General features: G+C 68.3%; 17 protein-coding genes and 3 pseudogenes. 8 read left to right on the top strand and 12 right to left on the bottom strand.

Translation table 11 applies throughout. The features are described 5' to 3' along the window. Positions 1 to 468 precede the first annotated feature (468 nt). Both ABTZ94_RS15675 and ABTZ94_RS15670 read right to left on the bottom strand, forming a co-directional pair. Positions 469 to 1,008, bottom strand: a complete 540-nt coding sequence (locus ABTZ94_RS15675) for a PadR family transcriptional regulator (protein WP_351201369.1) — start codon at positions 1,006 to 1,008, stop codon at positions 469 to 471. A 90-nt stretch (positions 1,009 to 1,098) separates the two neighbouring features. Continuing rightward, positions 1,099 to 3,114, bottom strand: coding sequence for an FAD-dependent oxidoreductase (locus ABTZ94_RS15670; RefSeq protein ID WP_351201367.1), 2,016 nt, complete (start codon positions 3,112 to 3,114; stop codon positions 1,099 to 1,101). A 237-nt stretch (positions 3,115 to 3,351) separates the two neighbouring features. Between ABTZ94_RS15670 and ABTZ94_RS15665 the strand changes: the two genes are divergently transcribed. Continuing rightward, positions 3,352 to 3,879 carry a DoxX family protein gene (locus tag ABTZ94_RS15665; protein ID WP_351201365.1) on the top strand — a complete coding sequence of 176 codons (528 nt, stop codon included), beginning with the start codon at positions 3,352 to 3,354 and terminating at the stop codon, positions 3,877 to 3,879. 234 nt (positions 3,880 to 4,113) lie between these two features. On the opposite strand, the gene ABTZ94_RS15660 is transcribed toward ABTZ94_RS15665, so the two are convergent. From ABTZ94_RS15660 to ABTZ94_RS15630, 7 genes are all read right to left on the bottom strand, one after another. After that, positions 4,114 to 4,878 carry an ABC transporter ATP-binding protein gene (locus ABTZ94_RS15660; protein WP_351201363.1) on the bottom strand — a complete coding sequence of 255 codons (765 nt, stop codon included), beginning with the start codon at positions 4,876 to 4,878 and terminating at the stop codon, positions 4,114 to 4,116. After that, positions 4,875 to 5,675 carry an ATP-binding cassette domain-containing protein gene (locus ABTZ94_RS15655; protein ID WP_351201361.1) on the bottom strand — a complete coding sequence of 267 codons (801 nt, stop codon included), beginning with the start codon at positions 5,673 to 5,675 and terminating at the stop codon, positions 4,875 to 4,877. The genes ABTZ94_RS15660 and ABTZ94_RS15655 overlap by 4 nt, the downstream gene beginning before the upstream one ends. Next, a complete protein-coding gene (locus ABTZ94_RS15650; RefSeq protein ID WP_351201359.1) occupies positions 5,672 to 6,499 on the bottom strand; it encodes an ABC transporter permease in 828 nt (275 codons plus the stop codon). The genes ABTZ94_RS15655 and ABTZ94_RS15650 overlap by 4 nt, the downstream gene beginning before the upstream one ends. Continuing rightward, positions 6,496 to 7,461, bottom strand: coding sequence for an ABC transporter permease (locus ABTZ94_RS15645; protein ID WP_351201357.1), 966 nt, complete (start codon positions 7,459 to 7,461; stop codon positions 6,496 to 6,498). Before ABTZ94_RS15645 ends, ABTZ94_RS15650 begins: the two co-directional genes overlap by 4 nt. After that, positions 7,461 to 8,984 carry an ABC transporter substrate-binding protein gene (locus tag ABTZ94_RS15640; RefSeq protein WP_351201355.1) on the bottom strand — a complete coding sequence of 508 codons (1,524 nt, stop codon included), beginning with the start codon at positions 8,982 to 8,984 and terminating at the stop codon, positions 7,461 to 7,463. Before ABTZ94_RS15640 ends, ABTZ94_RS15645 begins: the two co-directional genes overlap by 1 nt. Positions 8,985 to 9,031: 47 nt before the next feature. After that, on the bottom strand, positions 9,032 to 9,772 hold the full coding sequence (locus tag ABTZ94_RS15635; protein ID WP_351201353.1) for a DUF1684 domain-containing protein: 741 nt from the start codon (positions 9,770 to 9,772) through the stop codon (positions 9,032 to 9,034). A 652-nt stretch (positions 9,773 to 10,424) separates the two neighbouring features. Further along, positions 10,425 to 11,123, bottom strand: a complete 699-nt coding sequence (locus ABTZ94_RS15630) for an HAD family hydrolase (protein ID WP_351201351.1) — start codon at positions 11,121 to 11,123, stop codon at positions 10,425 to 10,427. Positions 11,124 to 11,672: 549 nt separating this feature from the next. Here ABTZ94_RS15630 and ABTZ94_RS15625 point away from each other — a divergent pair. Continuing rightward, the gene (locus ABTZ94_RS15625) at positions 11,673 to 12,347 is read left to right on the top strand and encodes a ScbR family autoregulator-binding transcription factor (RefSeq protein WP_351201349.1); all 675 of its coding nucleotides are present in this window, start codon (positions 11,673 to 11,675) and stop codon (positions 12,345 to 12,347) included. Between the two features lie 492 nt (positions 12,348 to 12,839). Here the strand turns inward: ABTZ94_RS15625 and ABTZ94_RS15620 are convergent, their stop codons facing one another. Next, positions 12,840 to 13,385, bottom strand: coding sequence for a GNAT family N-acetyltransferase (locus ABTZ94_RS15620; RefSeq protein ID WP_351201347.1), 546 nt, complete (start codon positions 13,383 to 13,385; stop codon positions 12,840 to 12,842). A 33-nt stretch (positions 13,386 to 13,418) separates the two neighbouring features. After that, positions 13,419 to 13,883: a hypothetical protein gene (locus ABTZ94_RS15615; protein WP_351201345.1), complete on the bottom strand. Its 465-nt coding sequence runs from the start codon at positions 13,881 to 13,883 to the stop codon at positions 13,419 to 13,421. A 41-nt stretch (positions 13,884 to 13,924) separates the two neighbouring features. Between ABTZ94_RS15615 and ABTZ94_RS15610 the strand changes: the two genes are divergently transcribed. Both ABTZ94_RS15610 and ABTZ94_RS15605 read left to right on the top strand, forming a co-directional pair. Beyond that, entirely contained in the window at positions 13,925 to 14,494 is a 570-nt protein-coding gene (locus ABTZ94_RS15610; protein WP_351201343.1) for a DinB family protein, read from the top strand. A gap of 314 nt (positions 14,495 to 14,808) precedes the next feature. Further along, positions 14,809 to 15,426 (top strand): annotated as a pseudogene (locus tag ABTZ94_RS15605) (RNA-guided endonuclease InsQ/TnpB family protein); the annotation flags it as partial. Here the strand turns inward: ABTZ94_RS15605 and ABTZ94_RS15600 are convergent. Then, a pseudogene (locus ABTZ94_RS15600) lies at positions 15,425 to 16,423 on the bottom strand (SMI1/KNR4 family protein); the annotation flags it as partial. The pseudogenes ABTZ94_RS15605 and ABTZ94_RS15600 overlap by 2 nt on opposite strands. A 126-nt stretch (positions 16,424 to 16,549) precedes the next feature. On the opposite strand from ABTZ94_RS15600, the pseudogene ABTZ94_RS15595 reads away from it, so the two are divergent. The 4 genes and pseudogenes from ABTZ94_RS15595 to ABTZ94_RS15580 all read left to right on the top strand — a co-directional run. Beyond that, positions 16,550 to 17,003 (top strand): annotated as a pseudogene (locus ABTZ94_RS15595) (IS200/IS605 family accessory protein TnpB-related protein); the annotation flags it as partial. 312 nt (positions 17,004 to 17,315) lie between these two features. Continuing rightward, on the top strand, positions 17,316 to 17,600 hold the full coding sequence (locus tag ABTZ94_RS15590) for a hypothetical protein (protein ID WP_351201341.1): 285 nt from the start codon (positions 17,316 to 17,318) through the stop codon (positions 17,598 to 17,600). Positions 17,601 to 17,796: 196 nt separating this feature from the next. After that, positions 17,797 to 18,225 carry a C39 family peptidase gene (locus ABTZ94_RS15585; protein ID WP_351201340.1) on the top strand — a complete coding sequence of 143 codons (429 nt, stop codon included), beginning with the start codon at positions 17,797 to 17,799 and terminating at the stop codon, positions 18,223 to 18,225. Beyond that, the gene (locus tag ABTZ94_RS15580; RefSeq protein ID WP_351201338.1) at positions 18,197 to 18,715 is read left to right on the top strand and encodes a protease inhibitor I42 family protein; all 519 of its coding nucleotides are present in this window, start codon (positions 18,197 to 18,199) and stop codon (positions 18,713 to 18,715) included. Before ABTZ94_RS15585 ends, ABTZ94_RS15580 begins: the two co-directional genes overlap by 29 nt. Positions 18,716 to 18,734 lie beyond the last annotated feature (19 nt).

The following is an 18,734-nucleotide window of genomic DNA, read 5'->3' as shown; positions in this document are numbered from 1 at the left end:
TGCGGTGGAGCCATGAATCCCACCGCAAGACCGCACGAGCCCGCACCGTCGAGGACCTCATCGCAGCGTAACCAACCGGCCACCCGACAGGCTCTAAGACCGACCGGCAAATGGGAGGCGGCGTCGCGGGGCTGGGCACGCACATCTGCGGCGTTGTCGTCAATCACCAACGCTCCGCGTTGCCTCCCTCCTCCGCCTTGCAGCTGCACGCACCCAGCCCCGCTCCTTGCCCACCCCCCATTTGCCGGTCGGTCTAAGGTGGGGAAGTATTGCCGAAGCAGGCCGTTGGTGGTCGTGATCGGGAGCCGAGGGCCGATGGGCCGGCCGACGCTACGACCGGAACTGGGCCGGACCCCGGTGGGCGGACCGTAACAAGACCGACCGGAAGCGATGCCCGCCGCCCGCCGGGGGCATGTCGCGAAGACGTGACATCTGCCCGCCGAACTATCAGGTGCTGAAACAACCCACCTACGCACTCGCCTCCTCGTCCTGGGCCAGTGCCCGCGTCAGCCAGCCGATCCAGAAGTTCTCCAGATCGATGCCGCCACGCAGAACCAGATGCCGCAGCCGGTCCTCGTCGGAGTTCCGCTCGGGCGGGAAGTCCCGCTCCTCGATCTCCAGGTACTCCGCCAGCTGCCGACGGTGCAGCCCCAGATGGCGGCGCAGCTCCGCATCCAGGCCGGGCGCCCCGACAACCGCCGCCGCCCGCATCCGCAGCAGCAGCGGATCCCGGATCTGCTTGGGGTCCTCGGAGCGGGCCACCCATGCGGACAGCGCCTCCCGGCCCGCGGGCAGTACCTCGTACTCCTTCTTCTGCCCACGGGAGGGCTGCTCCGACGGCAGCGCCCGGATCTGCCCGGCCTGCTCCAGCTTCCCCAGCTCGCGGTAGATCTGCTGGTGCGTGGCGGACCAGAAATAGCCGATCGACCGGTCGAACCTGCGGGTCAGCTCCAGCCCCGACGACGGCTTTTCGAGCAGGGCGGTGAGGATCGCATGCGGGAGTGACATGGGGTGCATCCTAAGGACGGCCGGGCAGTGGCCCCATGACGGAGGTGCCGGGCCGGTCGGAAGCGCCCGGGCCGGGGGCTTCCGGATCCGTTACAGCGAAGCCGCGAGCTCCGTGCCCTGGCGGATCGCGCGCTTGGCATCCAGTTCGGCGGCCACATCGGCGCCGCCGATCAGATGCGCCGGGCGGCCGGCCGCCAGCAGCTGCTCGAACAGCTCGCGGCGCGGCTCCTGGCCCGCGCAGAGCACCACCGTGTCGACCGGCAGAAGGTGCTGTTCGCCGTCGACCGTGAGGTGCAGTCCGTCGTCGTCGATCCGGTCGTAGGCGGCGCCCGCGATCATCGTGACGCCGCGGTGCCGCAGCTCGGTTCGGTGGATCCACCCGGTCGTCCTGCCCAGTCCCGCACCGACCTTGCTGGTCTTGCGCTGGATCAGATGGACGGTGCGCGGCGTCTTCGGACGCTCCGGGGCGCGGAGCCCGCCCCGGTCGCGGTAGTCGGTGTCGACGCCCCACTGCCGGAAGAACACCTCGGGGTCGAGGCTTGCCGCATCGCCCGAGTCCGTCAGGAACTCGGCGACGTCGAAGCCGATACCGCCCGCCCCGATGATGGCGACCCGGTCGCCGACCTGCGCGCCGTCACGCAGTACATCGAGGTAGCTGACCACGCTGGGGTGGTCCAGGCCCGGTATCGCGGGGGAGCGGGGCGTGACACCGGTGGCGAGGACGACCTCGTCGAAGCCTTCGAGCATATCGGCCGTGGCACGTGTACCGAGCCGCAGCTCGACCTTCTCCTGCGCGAGCCGGGTACGGAAGTAGCGCAGCGTCTCGTTGAACTCCTCCTTGCCGGGAACCCTGCGCGCCACATTCAGCTGGCCGCCGATCTCCTCGGCGGCGTCGAAGAGCGTCACCTCGTGACCGCGCTCGGACGCCGCTACGGCGCACGCGAGACCGGCGGGCCCGGCGCCGACGACCGCCACCCGCTTGACGGTGCGGGTCGGCGACAAAGGGAGCTCGGTCTCGTGGCAGGCCCGCGGATTGACCAGGCAGGAGGTGACCTGGCCACTGAAGATGTGGTCCAGGCAGGCCTGGTTGCAGCCGATGCAGGTGTTGATCGCGTCGGCGCGGCCCTCGGACGCCTTGACGACGAAGTCCGGGTCGGCGAGAAACGGCCGGGCCATCGACACCATGTCCGCCCGCCCCGAGGCGAGGATCTCCTCGGCGACCTCGGGGGTGTTGATGCGGTTGCTCGTCACCAGCGGTACGGAGACGGCGCCGCGCACCTTTTCGGTGACCCAGGTGTAGGCACCGCGTGGCACCGAGGTGGCGATGGTGGGGATACGGGCCTCGTGCCAGCCGATTCCCGTGTTGATGATCGTCGCGCCGGCGGCCTCGATCTCGCGGGCGAGCTGCACCACCTCCTCCAGCGAGGAACCGCCGGGCACCAGATCCAGCATCGAGAGCCGGTAGATCAGGATGAAATCGCTGCCGACCCGTTCGCGGACCCGGCGCACGATCTCGAGGGGGAACCGGATGCGGTTCTCGTACGAGCCGCCCCAGCGATCGGTGCGGTGATTGGTGGCGGCGGCGATGAACTCGTTGATCAGATAGCCCTCGGAGCCCATGATCTCGACACCGTCGTACCCGGCACGCTGCGCGAGCTCGGCGGCCCTGGCGAAGTCCTCGATGGTCTCCTCGACCTCGTCGTCGTCAAGGGCGTGCGGAGTGAACGCGCTGATCGGCGCCTGGATCGCGCTCGGCGCAACCAGGTCCGGATGGTGTGCGTACCGGCCGAAATGCAGGATCTGCATGGCGATCCGGCCGCCCGCCCCATGCACGGCGGCGGTGACCCGCGCATGCTGCTCGGCCTCCGCCTCGGTGGTCATCTTGGCGCCGCCGGGGAGTGAGCAGGCACGGGCGTTCGGAGCGATGCCACCGGTGACGATCAGGCCGACGCCGCCCCGGGCGCGTTCCGCGTAGAAGGCGGCCATCCGCTCGAAGCCGCGCTCGACCTCCTCCAGACCGATATGCATCGACCCCATCAGCACCCGGTTGGGGAGGGTGGTGAACCCGAGGTCGAGCGGGCTCAGCAGATTCGGGTACGGGCTCATGAAGCGGCTCCTCGCGCAGTGTCGTTGCGCCAGTTGTAGACCACCGAAACGCCATTGTGCAACAAGTTGCACAATGGCGTACGTCGCAGAGCCGCGAGTGCGGTCGTCCCTCGGACGGCGTAACACCAGGACACGTCGGCGGCCCGGGTCACGGAAAGTGGAACCGTGGCGCCTGTCCGCCTCGGCGCGGGTGGCGCGTCGAAGCCCACTGACCCCCCGGACCTTGCGGAGACTCTCATGGCCTGCCTCGACCGGCGTGACCTCGGCCTGCTCGTCCTGCGCGTCGGTACCGGCGCGGTACTGGCCGCGCACGGCACCCAGAAGCTGGCCGGCTGGTTCGGCGGCGGAGGCATCGAAGGAACCACCGCCGCGATGGAGGCCATGGGCTTCCACCCGCCGAAGCACAGCGCGGTCGCCGCTGGGCTCGGCGAGGCGGGCGGCGGCGCACTGCTGGCCCTCGGCCTCGCCACTCCGGCGGCCGGGGCGGCCGCTATCGGTGCGATGGCCGGCGCCGTGGCTGTCCACGCTCCCGCCGGATTCTTCGCACAGGGCGGCGGCTACGAGTACCCGGCCTTCCTCGGCTTCACCGCTGGTGTGATCGGCTTGACCGGACCCGGCCGGTACTCCCTCGACCACGCCACCCGGCACGTCTTCAACCAGCCATGGATGGTCGCCCTTGCCTTCGCGGGCAGCGCGGTCGCGGCGGCAGCCGTCGTGGGCAAGCGCGCCAAGGGCCGGGCCGTGGTCGACCCCGACACGACCTGACCACCCGGCAGGACAGGGACCGGACGGCACCCCAGGGAGGGAGCCGCCCGGTCCCGACCGTGCTGCTTGAGGAACGTCAGCGATGCGGCCGGGAGGTGTTCCCGTACACATCGACGGCCATGCGTGGGTGAGCCGGCGGCTGGTGGCCGACTCGCCGACCGCCGCTCGATGCCGCCCGCCCGGTACGGACCGGACATCGAAGTCATCGAGTCGCCGTAGGCGCGCGCCCACCGCTCAAGCGGGCAGTCGCGGCACGCTTTCGACGAGGCGACGCGTGTACGGGTGCGCGGGAGCGCCCAGCACCTGTGCGGTCTCGCCCTGTTCAACAATGTGGCCGCTCTCCAGGACGGCGGTGCGTTCGCACAGCGAGGCGACCACCGACAAGTCGTGGGAGACCATGACGAGAGTCAGGCCCTGCTCCTGCTTCAACTCGTTGAGCAGGTCGACGACCTTGACGCGAGTGGTGACGTCGAGTGCGCTTACGGGCTCGTCGGCGAGCAGCACTCGCGGGTCGCACACGGTCGCGCGGGCAATCGCGATGCGCTGGCGCTGGCCGCCCGAGAATTCGTGTGGATAGCGCATCGCCGCGTCGGCCGGGAGACCGACCCGCTCCAGGGCGTGGGCCACCTTGGGCACGGCGGTGACCCGGCTGTCGATACCGAGAGAACGCAGTGGTTCGGACACGATGCTGCCGACGCGCTGACGCGGGTCCAGCGACGAGTACGGGTCCTGGAAGACGCACTGCACACTGCGCCTGAAACGCCGCATCTGCTCGCTGTCGCGCGGTTTCAGCTCCTCGCCGTCGAACCGGACGGTGCCGGAGGTTGCCCGGGCGAGCCCGAGCAGCAGCCGCAGCAGAGTCGTCTTGCCCGCCCCCGATTCGCCGACGAGAGCGAGGCTTTGCCCGGTCTCGACGGTGAGGGATATGCCGTCGATGACGGGCGCGGTGTGTCCTCGGTAGCTGAAGGAGGCTTCGTTCAGCTCCAGTACGTGCGTCATCGCGCGCTCCTCAGGTCCAGAGCTGATTCCAGCTGCCGCGCGCTTGCCACCAGCGCCTTGGTGTACTCCTGACGCGGGGTCCGCACGATCTCGCGAACGTCGCCCTCCTCGACGGCGCGACCGTCCTTCATGACAAGGACGCGATCGGTGACCTTCGAGACGACCGCGAGGTCGTGGCTGACAAAGAGGACGGCCATGTCCCGTTCCCGTACGAGGGTGTCGAGCAGGTCGAGCATGTCGGACTGCACGGTGACGTCGAGGGCGGTGGTTGGCTCGTCCGCGATGAGCAGCTTCGGGTCGCAGGCCAGTGCCATGGCGAGTGCGATGCGCTGGCGCTGGCCGCCGGAGATCTCGTGCGGGAAGGCGCGGGCGATGCGGTCGGGCTCGGGCAGCCGCACTTGCTCCAGTGCTGCTGCGACAGCGTGCTTCAGTTCGGCGCCCTTCAGCCCTCGCCTTCTGCGCAGCGGTTCGGCGATCTGCCTGCCGACGCGCATCAGCGGATCGAGTGCGGTGAGTGGCTCCTGGAAGACGATGGCGGCGTCCTGGCCCCGTACACCCGTGAGCTGTTTCTCGCTCGCGCCCACGATCTGGGTGCCGGCGAGCTCGGCGCTGCCGGTGGCCGTCATGCCGTCGGGCAGTAGGCCGAGTACGGCGAGGGTGGTCAGCGATTTCCCGGAGCCCGACTCTCCGATGAGGCCCAGGCGTTCGCCGGGGGCCATGGTCAGCGAGAGGCCGTCGACGAGGATGCGCCCGCCGGCCGTACGGATCGTGAGGTCGCGTACGTCGAGGATGTTCATGCGCGCCTCCGCCGGGCCGCAGGGTCGAGGGTGTCGCGCAGTCCGTCGGCGACGAGGTTCACGCCGATGACGAGCAGGACGAGAAGGATGCCGGGGGCCAGCGCGCCTGCCGGGGCCGTGGTGAAGGTGGCCTGCGCCTCCTGGAGCATGTGGCCCCACGAGGCGTTGGGCGGCGGCGCCCCCAGACCCAGGTAGGACAGGCCGGCCTCGGCCAGCACCGCGAGCCCGAACTGGAGGGCCAGGTTCACCACGAGCGTCGGCCAGATGTTGGGCAGTACGTGCCCGGCCACGATCCGCGGCCACGACGTGCCCGATGTGCGCGCGGCCGTGATGTAGTCCTGTGCCAGGACCCGCTTGACCAGGATCCGCACCAGCCGTGCCACGACCGCGCTCTGCGCGAGGCCGATCGCCAGCACGGCGGACCCCAGCGTGGCCGAGCGGGCGGCGACGATGAGCATCGCCAGCAGCAGCGTCGGGAAGGCGATCAGGATGTCGAGGAAAGCGGAGAGCGTGTCGTCCAGCCAGCCCTGCGCGTACGCGGCCAGCACGCCCAGCGTGCCACCGAGGGCGGCCGCGATGAGAACCGATCCCAGGCCCGCTTCGAAGGCGATACGGGAGCCGGTCATCAGCTGGGTGAACAGATCGCGGCCGAGTTTGTCCGTGCCGAGGAGATGGCCCGCACCGGGGCCCGTGAGACGTCCGCCGGACGTGTCGTCGGCGGCGTACGGGAGCCAGAAGAGCGAGACCAGCGCGAGCACGGCGATCAGGCCGGCCAGGACGCATCCGATGGTCAATGTGTACGAGCGCCTCGTCGACTGCTTCATCGGGCACCTCCCGAGAGCCTGCCGCGCAGCCGCGGATCGATGATCCGCTGTGCGAAGTCGGCCGCGAAGCCGATGATCAGCACTGCGAGCGTGGAGACGAACAGCACGCCCTGGATCACCGGGTAGTCGTGCTGCGCGATGCCGGTCGCGAGCAGGGAGCCGAGGCCCGGGAGCGCATAAACGGACTCCACGACCACAGCGCCCAGCAGCGTGGACGCCAGCTCGATGCCGAGGATCGAGATCACCGGTACGGAGGCGTTGCGAAGCCCGTGCCGCCACATGGCCTGTCCGAACGACGAGCCCATGGCTCGCGCGGTGCGCAGATAGTCGCTTCCCAGTACGTCGAGTGCGGCCGACCTGACGTAGCGGATCAGCGAGGCGCTCATCACGAGTGCGATGGTGATGACGGGCAGGGCGAGTGAGCGGATCGCCTCGGCCGGCTGTGACCAGCCGTCCTGCGGGAAGCCGCCCGCGGGAAGCCAGCCGGCGTTCAGGGCGAAGACGGCTATGAGGATCATGCCGAGCCAGAACACTGGGACGGCGATGCCCAGTTGGGACACTCCGTTGAGCAGCGCGCCGTACCAGGTCCGGCGTCGGTGTGCGGCCACGAAGCCGACCGGAACGGCGATGAGCACCGCCAGGACGAACGCGGCCAGCGTGAGCGGGATGGTGACGTTCAGCCGGGAGTCGATCTCGGGGCCGACCGGCAGCGAGCTGACGAACGATGTACCGAGGTCACCGCTCGCCAACTGCCCGATCCAGTGGATGAACTGCTCGGGCAGCGGCTTGTCGGAGCCGATGGAGTGCCGCGCCGCCGCGATCTGCTCGGGGTCGGCGCCCACCGAGGTCAGCGCGTTGGCGGGGTCGCCCGGCAGCATCCGCAGCAGCACGAACAGGACCACGCTCGCGAGCGCCAGCGAAACCAGCAGAAAGGCGAGACGGCGCAGGAGGTACCGGGCCATCAGCCCTTCTTGATGTCGTAGGCGAAGAACTGGGAGTTGAGACCATTGACCGGGTAGCCGGACAGCTTGCTGTTGGCCACGACGATCTGCGGGTACAGGTACAGCCAGTCGCTGGCAGCGTCCTCGGCGGTCTTGCGGTTGACCTTCTTCAGGAGTTCGGTCTGCTCAGCGGTGCTGGACGCCTGCTCGGCCTCCTCGACCCACTGGGTGACCTGCTTGTTGTCGTAGCCCCAGTAGAAGTCGGGGTTGCCGTACCAGACCAGGTCGCGGTCGTTGACGTGTTCCTGGAGTGTGGCCGTGAAGTCGTGGTTCTTGTAGACCTTCGTGTACCACTCGTCCGGGGTGATCGTGTTGATCTTGACGGTGATGCCGACCTTGGCGAGCTGCGACTTGATGAAGGTCGCGGCGGTCGGGTGCGGGTCGTAGTTCGGGGTGTCGAGGGTGAAGTCGAAGCCGTTCTTGTAGCCGGCCTCGGCGAGCAGCTTCTTGGCGCGCGCGGTGTCGTACGCGTTGACGTCGGTGAGATCCTCGTACCACGGGTCGGTGGGCGGAACCATGGAGCCGATCGGTCTGCCGTAGCCGCCCCAGACCGACTCCAGCAGCTTCTTGTCGTCGATGGCGGCGGAGACGGCCTGGCGGACCTTGACGTCCGTGAAGGGCTTGGCCTTGTCGTTGAAGGCGAGCAGCAGCTTGGTCGTCGAGTTGCCGTCGTTGACCTTGTAGTTCTGGTTGCTCTTGAACTGGTCGAGGGCGTCGGGCGACTGCTCGCTCGTGACGACGTCCACTGCATTGGTCAGCAGCGCGTTGTTCAGCGCCGTGGCGTCCTTGTAGTAGTGGAAGACGACCTGCTTGCTGGCGGCCGCATCGCCCCAGTAGCCGGCGAACCGGTCGAGGCTGAGAGCGGAGCCGCGGGTCCACTTGTTCAGCCTGTACGGTCCGGTGCCGTCCTCGCTCGTCTTGAGGCTCTTCGCGTCGGAGTTGATGATCCACACGTAGGAGAGGTTGTAGACGAAGGAGATCGACTTCTTCGACAGCCGGACCTCCACCGTGCGCGCATCGGGCGTCTCGACGGATTTGATGACCTCGAGATTGCTCTTGCGCGCGGACTGCGAGTCCTTCGCGATCACTTTCTCGAGGCTGTACTTGACATCCTGGCTGGTGAGCTTCTTGCCACTGTGGAACTTCACACCGTCGCGCAGGGTGAAGGTGTACGTGAGTCCGTCGCCGCTGACCTTGTACTCCTGGGCGAGCAGATTCTCGACCTTGCCGTCGTCGGTGAGCCTGAACAGCCCTTCGTACACATTGCCGTTGAGCGCCTCGGTGACGCCCTGGCCGCCGCCCGCGGTGTTGTCGAGATTCTGCGGCTCGTAGAGCGAACCGATGTTGACCGTGGCGTTCTTGTCGTGCGCCCCTGCGGCGGCTCCGCCCGTGTTGGAGCCCCCGCCGCAGGCTGTGAGGGTCAGGGCGAGGGCGGTGGCGGTGGCGGTGGCTCCGCCGTACAGGGAGGTCTTCTTGATGCTCATGAGGTGTACGCGCTTTCGTGCTGCGAGGCTGGGAAGTGCAGGATTGATCAGTGCTGCGCGGGGAAGCCGTCGCGGAAGACGGGGAGCTTCTCTCCGGCCTCGACGGGCTGGTGGAAACGGTTCTGCCGCGGCGGCATCGGACAGTTGTACTGGTCGGAGAATCCGCAGGGCGGCACGAAGGCACGGTTGAAGTCGAGGAGGACGCGGCCCTCGCCGGTGCGGGTGACGAAGAGAAAACGCCCGGCACCGTAGGTGATGTCGCCGTTGGTGGGGTCACCGAACACGAGTAGCAGGGTGCCGTTGTCGTCGAAGGCGCTCAGTGTGTAGTCCCGGCCGTCCAGGGTGAGCTCGATGTCTCCCGGCACGGCGAGGTCACGGGTGCCGCCGTTGTCCCGGATGTGCTCGAATCCGACCCGTCTGGCACCTGGCACCGGGGTGTACGAGGCCTCCAGTACCCAGGCCGGGTCGTACGGGAAGACATCGGTGCGATCGAAGTTCTGGATCGCGGAGGACTGCGCGTCCCAGAAGCGGAGACCGTACTCGGGCTCACCGGTGACGAAGTCGGTGCGCTCGACTGTGGTGACGGTCACAGAATCCGGCTGTCCGGCACGGGCCGCATCGAGGGCGGGGCGCTCACCGGCCGGGGCCCAGCGGGTCTCGACGAGGGCGAGATTCCCGGCGGCCGAGGCGACGGAGCGCCGCCGCTCGGCGCGCCATGCCTCCCAGTCCCCGGCGGGGTCGGTCGGCTGGTCAGGGACTGCGGCGGCGTGAGACACGGCATTACTCATTCACGTAGACGTTCGTCGGCAGCCACGCCTCGAATGTCACGCTGCGTGAACTTCAACCCAAAGGACCTTCTTTATCTTCCATAAGGCGAGCTAATGTCAAATTTGACTGCATAGTGAGACCGGCACGGAGTCGATGGCCCAAGCCGGCCGCTGATGGCCAGGCGGCAGCCACCGCTCTTCACCTGCGCTGCCGTCGTGTGTGTCTGCGGATCAGGCGGCCACGGCGGCAACCGCGCCGACGCCGGACGCGTTCGACGTAGCGGACAGTGGCTACGGCTCATGCACTTTCAGGTCGAGCGAGACGAAAGGCTTCGCCCCGCTCGCCCGACCCGAAATCACTGCCGTGAGGACTGCTCGGGCCTGCGGGCCGGAGAGAAGGTGTGCACGCCGCCTCGGGACAACTCCCTCTCGTCAGGCGCGGCGACCATGCCCGTCCGGCATGCATGGCGTCGGCGAGGTCCTCGGTGTGACGGAACCTCAGCAGCCGTATGTGTACGTCTGGATCGCGGATGGCGCCGGTGGCGAAGGGCTACCGGGGTCCCGGCGCGAGGGTCGGGTCGACCAGTGTTCGTACCGGCGCATCCACGCACGTGCGGACCGATAGTGCTAGGTGGAGAGCGTGCGCGCGGATCTCGACGAGGTGCCCGGCACCTCATTCGTAGGGTGGCTCTGCCTTGGCGATCCGGGTGTTGGCCCAGGCCACCAGCTCCGGGTCACTGAGGGTGCGGACCCATAAATCGACCCGGTCCGCACCCCGTCCGGCAGGGCGGGGGCCGGCCCCCAGCACGCGCAGGCCGGCGCTTCGCGCCGAGTCGATACCGGTGACGGAGTCCTCCACCGCCAGTGCGTCCTGAGGCCGCACGCCGCAGAGATCCGCCGCGGCGGCGTAGACGTCCGGATGGGGCTTGGGCCGCAATGTGTCGCCCGCGACGACGATGTGGCCGAAGTGGCCCAGCAGTCCGGCCCGGTCCAGGCTGGACTCCACCATGTCCAGGGGGCAGTTGCTGGCAACCGCGAGTGGCAGATGACGGGCGGCCAGACGGACCAGCGCTGCCGCGCCCGGCATGGTGACGGGGTCTGCGGCGACCAACGCCGTGAAGTGTCGGAGAAGCGAATGGGTCATATCGGCGGTGAGGTCAGGCTTTCCGGTCTCCTTGGCCATGAGGCTTCCGCACTCGGTGTAATGCACCCCCTTGGATCGCTCGGCGAATCCGGCCGGGGGCTTGAGGCCGAACTCTCTGAAAACACTGTTGCGTGCGTCCTGCCAGTGGCGTTCGGTGTCCATCAGGGTTCCGTCGCAATCGAAGACGATAGCGGCCGGGGACCAGTCAAGGATGCGATGAGCTGTCATTTCTCTGCCGTTCTCGGAGAGTGTGCCGACCCCGCTCTGTCGACCGGTTCGTGAGACGCCGGACTGCGGGGGAGATGCGCTCGACTGTTGAGACTGGGATGCCAGGTCTTTCTTGACCGCGCGCGAAGGTGGTTGATTCGCCTGCGTGGGCCCCATCGCTCCGGACATCGTCCGTCTCATGGGTCGAGCCCGAAAACATCGTGGTCACTACGTTAATTTTGTGCGAAGAGAGACGCAATCACTACTTCGAGTGTTTGACGCGCAGGCCAGTCGCAGGCTAGACGCGAGGGGCGGGGCGGCCGGATGGCGCACTTGGAGCGCCGCGAGACTGGTCAACGGCTTTGCTGAGAAGGTCAGTTGCTACAACTCGTGCCGTAGTGGCCGCATGGGGGCAGTTCCGTTCGCGGAACCATCCGGATGAGGTCGTAAATTTCACCGATGTCACCCACATGCACGCACGGTCGAAGAATAATAAAAGCTCAGCGGCCAGCGGTGCAGTGCCGCCAATGCGCGGGCGCACCACCTACCTGCGCCGAACTCATTGCATGAATGAACGAAGGTGGAACATACGTGCAAGACAGGGCGCGAGCGACCCGGAGATCCCTGCTGGAAGCCGCAGCACAACTTTTTGTCGAACGGGGATACGCAGGCACCAGCATCAATGACATAAGTGGCCGCTCCGGGAAGACCAGTGGAGCCATCTACTTTCACTACTCCAGTAAGGAAAAGCTTGCCCTCGCCGTCGTCCGTGAACAGTTCGCCGCATGGCCGCAATTGGCTCAGCACTACACGGCCCCGGACGTCCCGCCACTTGAGAAGCTCGTTGCTCTGAGCTTCGAAATCGCCAGAGTCCTGCGCGAGGACGTCGTAGCCCGTGCCGGCGCCCGCCTGTGGGTTGAGCGCCGGGGCATCGACGCGACCGTGCCCGCGCCGTTCGCCGCCTGGACCGCGGCCGTCACGCGGCTTCTGGCCGAGGCCCGGTCCAATGGCGAACTCGCCAAGGGGATCGAGCCGTCGGGCACTGCCACGACACTTGTGTGCGCGCTCTTCGGTCTGTACAGCCTCACCGACGAGGTGGCGAGGGATCAGGAACTCGGCTCACGGCTGGACCAGTGGTGGCTCCTGGTCCTGAACGCGCTGCAGGCGCGCCCTGACCCCGCCGCCCTGATCGCACGAGCGCGAGCACGGTTCCCCGTGAACGGCCCGCCCGCCTGGGCCGAGTGAGACAGTCCGGCGCCAGGTGGTCGGACTGCTTACTCGGCTCCGTCACAGCCCGCTCGGAGAGATGGTCACGAGAATCCCCGGTTTCGCTGACCGGGAATTCGCTGCCAGGTTGCCGCGCCGCGTGGATCAGCCATTGCTTCTGATGATCCAGTGCTTCCCGGGACATGTGGAGGGAAGGCCGCGGCCCGGGACGGCCGATCCGTGGCCTGCTCCGACTCTGTCTGCCGTCCACCCGCCGGTCTCCACCAGCCGGCCCCACCGAGGAACCACCGACATCGCAAGATCCCGCTCGGGAGCATCGTCCATCCCGACCGGTGACCGTAGCGACCGAAGGCAGCGTCTGCCCCCTGAACTGCCCAATCCCCACCGTTCGTTCGGTGAACGGGGCACCTGCTGCCCGCTGCTACGGCCCGACCCGCTCAACGCCGACGTCTGCTCGATGGCGGGACCGGCGGGGTGCCCCGCCGCTCCTACCCGGCAATGCCCCTGTGGTCAGAGTGGGGTGAGGACCATGAGGACCTCGTCGCGGGTGTCGTCGGGTGCGAGCCGCAGGGCTCCGGGCCAGCGACCGATCTCGCGCCATCCGAGCCGTCCGTAGAAGTCCTCCAGGCCCTCGCCGCTCCGGGCTGCCAGATGCAGCTGTTCAAGGTCCAGCTCGTCGCGGCCGATCTTCCGGAGCCCGTTGACGAGAGCAGATCCGATGCCGCGGCCGCGGAAGGCGGGGTGGGTCTGGAGGTGGTGGACGGTGCCCCAGTGTCCGACCAGTCGGTAGGGATCACGGTTGAGGATGACCCATCCGGCAAGGACGCCGTCGACCTGGGCGATGAGGAGTCGGCTCTGCTGCGGGTCGAGGCGGCCGAGGAGCTTGTCCGCGATGGGCGCGACGTCGTCCTGGCTGACCGGAGGGAACGGGAATCCTGCGGCGCCGCCGGCGTTGGTGACCGCGATCCAGCAGCCGATCAACTCTTGCCGGAGTTCAGGAGCGACGTCGTGCGGGTTGGCTATCTGGACAAGGCGGAGGGTGGTGTCGTTCGGCATGGGGCGGAGGATGCCAGAGGTGACACCCTTCAGTCAGGAGCTCGTGGTGCGTCGGCTGACTTCGGCGGCGTAGTTCCCCCAGTCGCCGGGGGAGAGCCGTTGCCAGGCGACGGCGACGTCGGTGTGGATGCCCAGGGTGCGGGCGAGGATCGCGGCGGGGATCTCGGTGGCGAGCTGGAAGATCGCAGTGCTGCGGGCCTGGTTGGGGCGGATCCCGAGCTGGTTCAGCCGGTGGGTCAGCTGCGTGGTGCTGATCGGGCGGCCGGGCTGACCGCCGGGGAAGAGCCAGGGGGATGGGGCCAGGGCTCCGATGGTCGCGTGGCCCTTGCGGTTCGCAGCAACCGTGCGGGCCAGTGCGGCGACGGGCTCGGACAGCTGGATGGATGCCCGGCCGACGTGGAGACGTACTCCCGGCGTCGACGCGGTCGCTCGGCACGTGGCTCGGTGCGACCCCGCTGCCCGCCGGTGGTTGAACCGGGCGCCGGCGTCGCCTGGCACGCCTGAATAATCACTTGCCTGTCGGACCGCTGCTCAGAACAATGCGCACGGTGAGCGACATACCCGAGCGGTGGAGCCAGGCCAGCGTCTACCCAGACATGTGGGCGGACCCCGACGAGGACCCCCGCAACAGTGAAGAAGTCAGCCCGGACGGTGAGTTGGCGACGCTGCAGGACTTCCTGACGAGCTATCGACTGACCCTGCGGATGAAGTGCGAGGGGTTGAACCCGGCGCAACTGGCGCGCCGGTCGGTGCCGCCGTCGACCATGTCCTTGCTGGGGCTGGTCCGCCATCTTGCCGAGGTGGAGCGGGACTGGCGCAACTGGATTCTGCCAGGAGACCCGGCACCGAAGCTGTACGGAGAGGGTGACGGCGACTTCGAGGGAGCTGTTGCGGAGCAGGAGCTGATCGAGGGCGCATTCACCGATCTCGCCCGCGAACAGACGGCAGCCGATGCGGCGTTGGCCGAGTATCCGGATCTGGGTGCGCTGGTGGGGCACGACGGCAGCACTGTCCGGGAGCTGTGGGTTCACCGGATCGAGGAGTATGCCCGCCACTGCGGCCACGCCGACCTCCTGCGCGAATGCATCGACGGCCGGGTGGGGCAATAGCGCACTCAACCCGCTGAAGGCACAGTCCATGGGGTGCTCCCGCAGTGGGAACGTGCGGTTACCCGTCCTTGCCATCGTCCGACTCGTCGTCGGCGTGTGGGTCGCGCAGTTGGCGCAGACCCGGCGCCGGCGGATTGGTGAAGGCGTACCGGCCGAGGAAGCAGGCGCTCAGCCCGTGACGCGCATCGCCTCAGCGTCGACGACATGATCGGCGACGGCGACACGGTGTTGTTACGGCTCGGGGAACCAGCCTCCCCCGTTCTCGCACCGGTCGCCGCCCTGCTGCTGGAGCACATCGCGAACCGCGACAACTGATGCCCAAGTGGAAGAAGAAGCGTGAAGCTGACCCGTCGCTGAACTACACCAAGCGCGGCTTCCGTCTGAAGGACGGCCGCTTGCACCTGGCAGGCGGGATCGTGCTGACCGTGGTGTGGTCGCGAGACCTGCCCGTCAACCCTTCGAGTGTGCGCGTGTACCGCGACAGCCTCGGCCACTGGTATGCGTCCTTTGTCGTACCCACGCGGGCCGAACCGCTGCCGGAGACCGGCCGCGCGATCGGTGTCGACTGGGGCGTGAAGGAGACCGCCACCACCACTTCGGACGACCATGACCTTCCGCACGCCGAGCACGGGAAGAAGGCGCAGCAGCGTCTGGCGCACTACCAGCGGTTGATGGCCCGCCGTCAGCCGAAGCGCGGCCAGGCCGGATCGAAGGGGCACAGGGCGGCGAAGCGGCAGGTCGCGAAGCTCCACAAGAAGGTTGCCCGTCAGCGTCAGGACACGGCCCGCAAGTGGGCGAAGAAGGTTGTCCGCGACCACGACGTGATTGCCGTGGAGGACTTCAAGCCGAAGTTCCTCGCGAAGTCGACGATGGCACGCAAGGCTGCGGATGCTGCGATCGGTGCCACGAAGGCGGCCCTGGTGGAGATGGGGCCCGCTCGACCGCCTCCCCGAACAGTCCGGCCGCCGTGTACCGGTAGGTGCCATCGCGCACCTGATCCAGCGTCGCGTAAGCCAGTGCCACCAGATCGTCGTCGGCTCCCCGCAATTGGAACGTCAGCGTGGAGTCGTCCCGGTGCGAGTGCGCCGCGTGCTCGGCGACCAGCGGTGGCAGCAGCTCGGGAGCGTACTGCGAGTCCGTCACGAGTCCGTCGAAGTACACCAGGTAGGTCTGTCCGAGCAGGCGCCGTATCTGGTCGCCCAGTCCGGCGGCCCGCGGTCTGCCGTACTCCTTGGCCTCGTCCAGCGCCTTCCCGGCCCGTTCCCAGCCGCCGCGCAGCGCCTCCAGCCGGGCCTCTTCCACCAGGCCGTCCAGCTTTCGCGTCGAGTCGTTGGCGAACACCGGCTCCCCATCGCTTTGATGCGCCCGCAGGCTGTGGAACTCCCGGTACATGTCCCGCATGAACTCGACAAAGTTCGCGTGCCGTTCGGGCGGCGCGGCCCGCCAGCTCGCCCACGTGTACACGGCCCACTCACCGTCCTCATCCACGTCCTCGGGATCCATGAGGACGTGGGTGATGTCGGACTCGACGTCGAGCTGCAGCCCGCGCCGCCAGATGTCCGCCTCCCGCCGCTCCTCGGGGCCGGCGTCCTCGTCCAGGTACTCCTCGAACATGTCCGCGAGTCCCGACTCGTCGTTGTGCCAGCACGCGTCCTTGGTCCCCGCCAGCAGCCACACGAACCCACCCGCATGCCGCCAACCGTCGCTGACCTTGAGGAACTCCCGGTACGACGGGGGCATCCGTCGGCCGAGGCGCTCCTCCATGGCTGCGATCCGCTCCTCCGACGCGGGTGGAAACCCCAGCCACCGCGCCCGTCGCGCGGCCTCGTCGTCCTCGCCCCGCGTCTCGCCGTCCGGCAGGGAATCCGCCCACTCCCCGCTCCACTTGAGCAGGAAGGGCCGCCAGTCGAATGCCGTGGTGTCCGTCATGCGCCGGATGCTGCCACCCACCACTGACATTGATATTGGTAAGCGGGTTCCGGCGGTCGTGGCTCGGCCACTGACTGAGGTCCTGCTGGGCTGTCCTCGCGCTGCTCTGCCCGGCTGCCGGAGCTCGTCGGTCGGCGGCGGTCTGTCGACACCGATCGTGGCCGCTGGTACCTCACCGCGTCCTGGCAACGCCCCGTCGTGCAGACCATCCCGCTGGAGGCCGCCCGCGCCCGGGGCGTGGTCGGCGTCGACACCAACGCCGACCACTTCGCCGCCTACCACCTCGACCAGCACGGCAACCCGGTCGGCGACCCGCACCACCACGCAACGCGACGCCCAGATCCGCCACGCACTGACCCGGCTGATCAACTGGGCCAAGCAGACCGGTGTCGCCGCGATCGCCATCGAGGACCTCGACTTCACCACTGAGAAGACCCGCGAGAAGCACGGCCGCCGGAAACGGTTCCGGCAGCTGATCTCCGGCATCCCGACCGGCAAACTCAAGGCCCGGCTGGTCTCCATGGCAGCCGAACAGGGCCTGAGCATTCAGAGCGGGTTGATGTGGTTTCAGGTTCACTGGTTCGGCCGTTGCCTGGTTGGCGTAGTGCTTCTCCTCGAACTCGATGGGGCTGAGGTAGCCGAGGCGTTTTTGGATGTGGCGGGAGTTATAGCTTGTTCTTAACCTCGCCCGCGCCAGAGAGGTGCTTCGCGGGACGGCCCGGCACTCCTGAAGCGGCGCAGTGAGAAATGCTTCTCCGTAGCCGGACCGGAATCCGCACTTCCGTTGTCCGCTGGCCGGCTTTTCCCCGAGGCGGAGACAGCTGAAGGCCCCGCTGGAGACCCGCGGGGCCGGGTTGGGGTATTGGGGGCAACGGGTTTGAAGAGCGGTTACGTGCACGGCCCGGTCCAGGGCTGGCAGGTCGGGGTGAAGGCACGCCACCAGGACGGCCTCACCGGCCCGAAGGTGGCGGGCACGGAGGTCTCCGTCTGCTACCATGACGGCGCCCACTGGAGCCCGGCGACGACCACTCCCGAGGGCAACGGGAGTTACGACGTACGGGCCCACCGCCCGGCCGACTCCCGGACCGACGGCTACGTGTCCCTGCGCGTACGCGCCTGGGACGACCGGGGCAACGAGGTGACACAGGAAGTACGCCGCGCGTTCGCCACGAACTGAGCGGCACCCCCTGCCGCCGGCCCGGTGAGTCCGTCAGGTCAACCGACAACCGACCTGGCGGACTCACCGACGTTCGCTGCGGTACGGGAACAGCGGCTCGTATCTCATGACAGCCACCCCCGCCGCGCCGCCTGCCACACCAACTGCGTCCGCGTCGCGGCGCCGACGCGCTGCATCAGCACCTGCGAGCGGGGCCGTGGCCAGCTGTTGGAGCAGAAGAAGATGCTCGGCGGCAAGGACGGCTTCTTCGACGACCGAGGAGTGGGACCGTAAGAACGCCGCCCACTTCGGCTCCTACGCGGTCGACCTGACGCACACCGCCGTCGGCAGTGCCACCGGCAGTGACTACCAGCGCCAGGACCTGGACAGCGCCGCCGACCGCAGGGCGGCCCTCACCGAAGTCGAGAAGTCGGTGGCGCAGGGGCGGCCGGTGCCGGTCGACGTCTCGGGCAAGGAGGGCGCCCACGCTATGACCATCATCGCCCAGGAGGGTGACATGCTTCAGGTGTACAACCCCTGGGGCTCGACCACTTGGGTCAGTGAGGACGACTTCATCAACGGCCACATGGGTAAGGCTTCCAGCAGTGATCTCCCCAATGCGTACAGCGTCTATCTTCCGCGGTAGCAGGGGCGGTGCCGCGATCGCGGTGGCCGCGCTCCTCGCTCTCGCCACGGGCTGTGGCTCGGGCACCGACGAGCCGACCGGCGGCTCCACGAGCACCGCGAGCCGCCCGGTGAAGGACACCAACATCACTGCCGAGCCGGGCGAGCGCTTCACGCTCACCGTCGACCAGAACGCCTCCACCCGCGAGTACTGGTACCTGGTCGACCCCGAGCCCGACAGCTCGGTGCTGGTCAGCCGTGGCCGCGACTACGCGTCGGACTCCGGCAACGAGCCGGTGGACGGTGCCGGCGGCCGGCTCACCTTCACCTTCGAGGCCAAGGGCAAGGGGACCACCCGGTTCACGCTGCTGCACTGCACCTTCACCACTTGCCAGGGCAACACCTCCACGCTGCCCCCCGAAACGACCGGACCCTCCGCCACCCCGACCACGGGGGCGGCCTCTCCCTCCCAGGCCCCCGAGCGCATCACCTACACCGTCACCGTCAACTGAACCGCAGCGGACCAGTCAG

Origin of the sequence: Streptomyces sp. NPDC002785, from assembly GCF_040295565.1 — a bacterium.
Classification (GTDB): domain Bacteria; phylum Actinomycetota; class Actinomycetes; order Streptomycetales; family Streptomycetaceae; genus Streptomyces.
Note: the sequence above shows the minus strand (reverse complement) of the source record. Positions and strands in the feature narration are given on the sequence as shown.

Bases quoted from the DNA above. Each gene is read 5' to 3' on its own strand.
- ABTZ94_RS15675 (WP_351201369.1), bottom strand. From the start codon at position 1,008: ATGTCACTCCCGCATGCGATCCTCACCGCCCTGCTCGAAAAGCCGTCG.
- ABTZ94_RS15670 (WP_351201367.1), bottom strand. From the start codon at position 3,114: ATGAGCCCGTACCCGAATCTGCTGAGCCCGCTCGACCTCGGGTTCACC.
- ABTZ94_RS15665 (WP_351201365.1), top strand. From the start codon at position 3,352: ATGGCCTGCCTCGACCGGCGTGACCTCGGCCTGCTCGTCCTGCGCGTC.
- ABTZ94_RS15660 (WP_351201363.1), bottom strand. From the start codon at position 4,878: ATGACGCACGTACTGGAGCTGAACGAAGCCTCCTTCAGCTACCGAGGA.
- ABTZ94_RS15655 (WP_351201361.1), bottom strand. From the start codon at position 5,675: ATGAACATCCTCGACGTACGCGACCTCACGATCCGTACGGCCGGCGGG.
- ABTZ94_RS15650 (WP_351201359.1), bottom strand. From the start codon at position 6,499: ATGAAGCAGTCGACGAGGCGCTCGTACACATTGACCATCGGATGCGTC.
- ABTZ94_RS15645 (WP_351201357.1), bottom strand. From the start codon at position 7,461: ATGGCCCGGTACCTCCTGCGCCGTCTCGCCTTTCTGCTGGTTTCGCTG.
- ABTZ94_RS15640 (WP_351201355.1), bottom strand. From the start codon at position 8,984: ATGAGCATCAAGAAGACCTCCCTGTACGGCGGAGCCACCGCCACCGCC.
- ABTZ94_RS15635 (WP_351201353.1), bottom strand. From the start codon at position 9,772: ATGAGTAATGCCGTGTCTCACGCCGCCGCAGTCCCTGACCAGCCGACC.
- ABTZ94_RS15630 (WP_351201351.1), bottom strand. From the start codon at position 11,123: ATGACAGCTCATCGCATCCTTGACTGGTCCCCGGCCGCTATCGTCTTC.
- ABTZ94_RS15625 (WP_351201349.1), top strand. From the start codon at position 11,673: ATGAACGAAGGTGGAACATACGTGCAAGACAGGGCGCGAGCGACCCGG.
- ABTZ94_RS15620 (WP_351201347.1), bottom strand. From the start codon at position 13,385: ATGCCGAACGACACCACCCTCCGCCTTGTCCAGATAGCCAACCCGCAC.
- ABTZ94_RS15610 (WP_351201343.1), top strand. From the start codon at position 13,925: ATGCGCACGGTGAGCGACATACCCGAGCGGTGGAGCCAGGCCAGCGTC.
- ABTZ94_RS15580 (WP_351201338.1), top strand. From the start codon at position 18,197: ATGCGTACAGCGTCTATCTTCCGCGGTAGCAGGGGCGGTGCCGCGATC.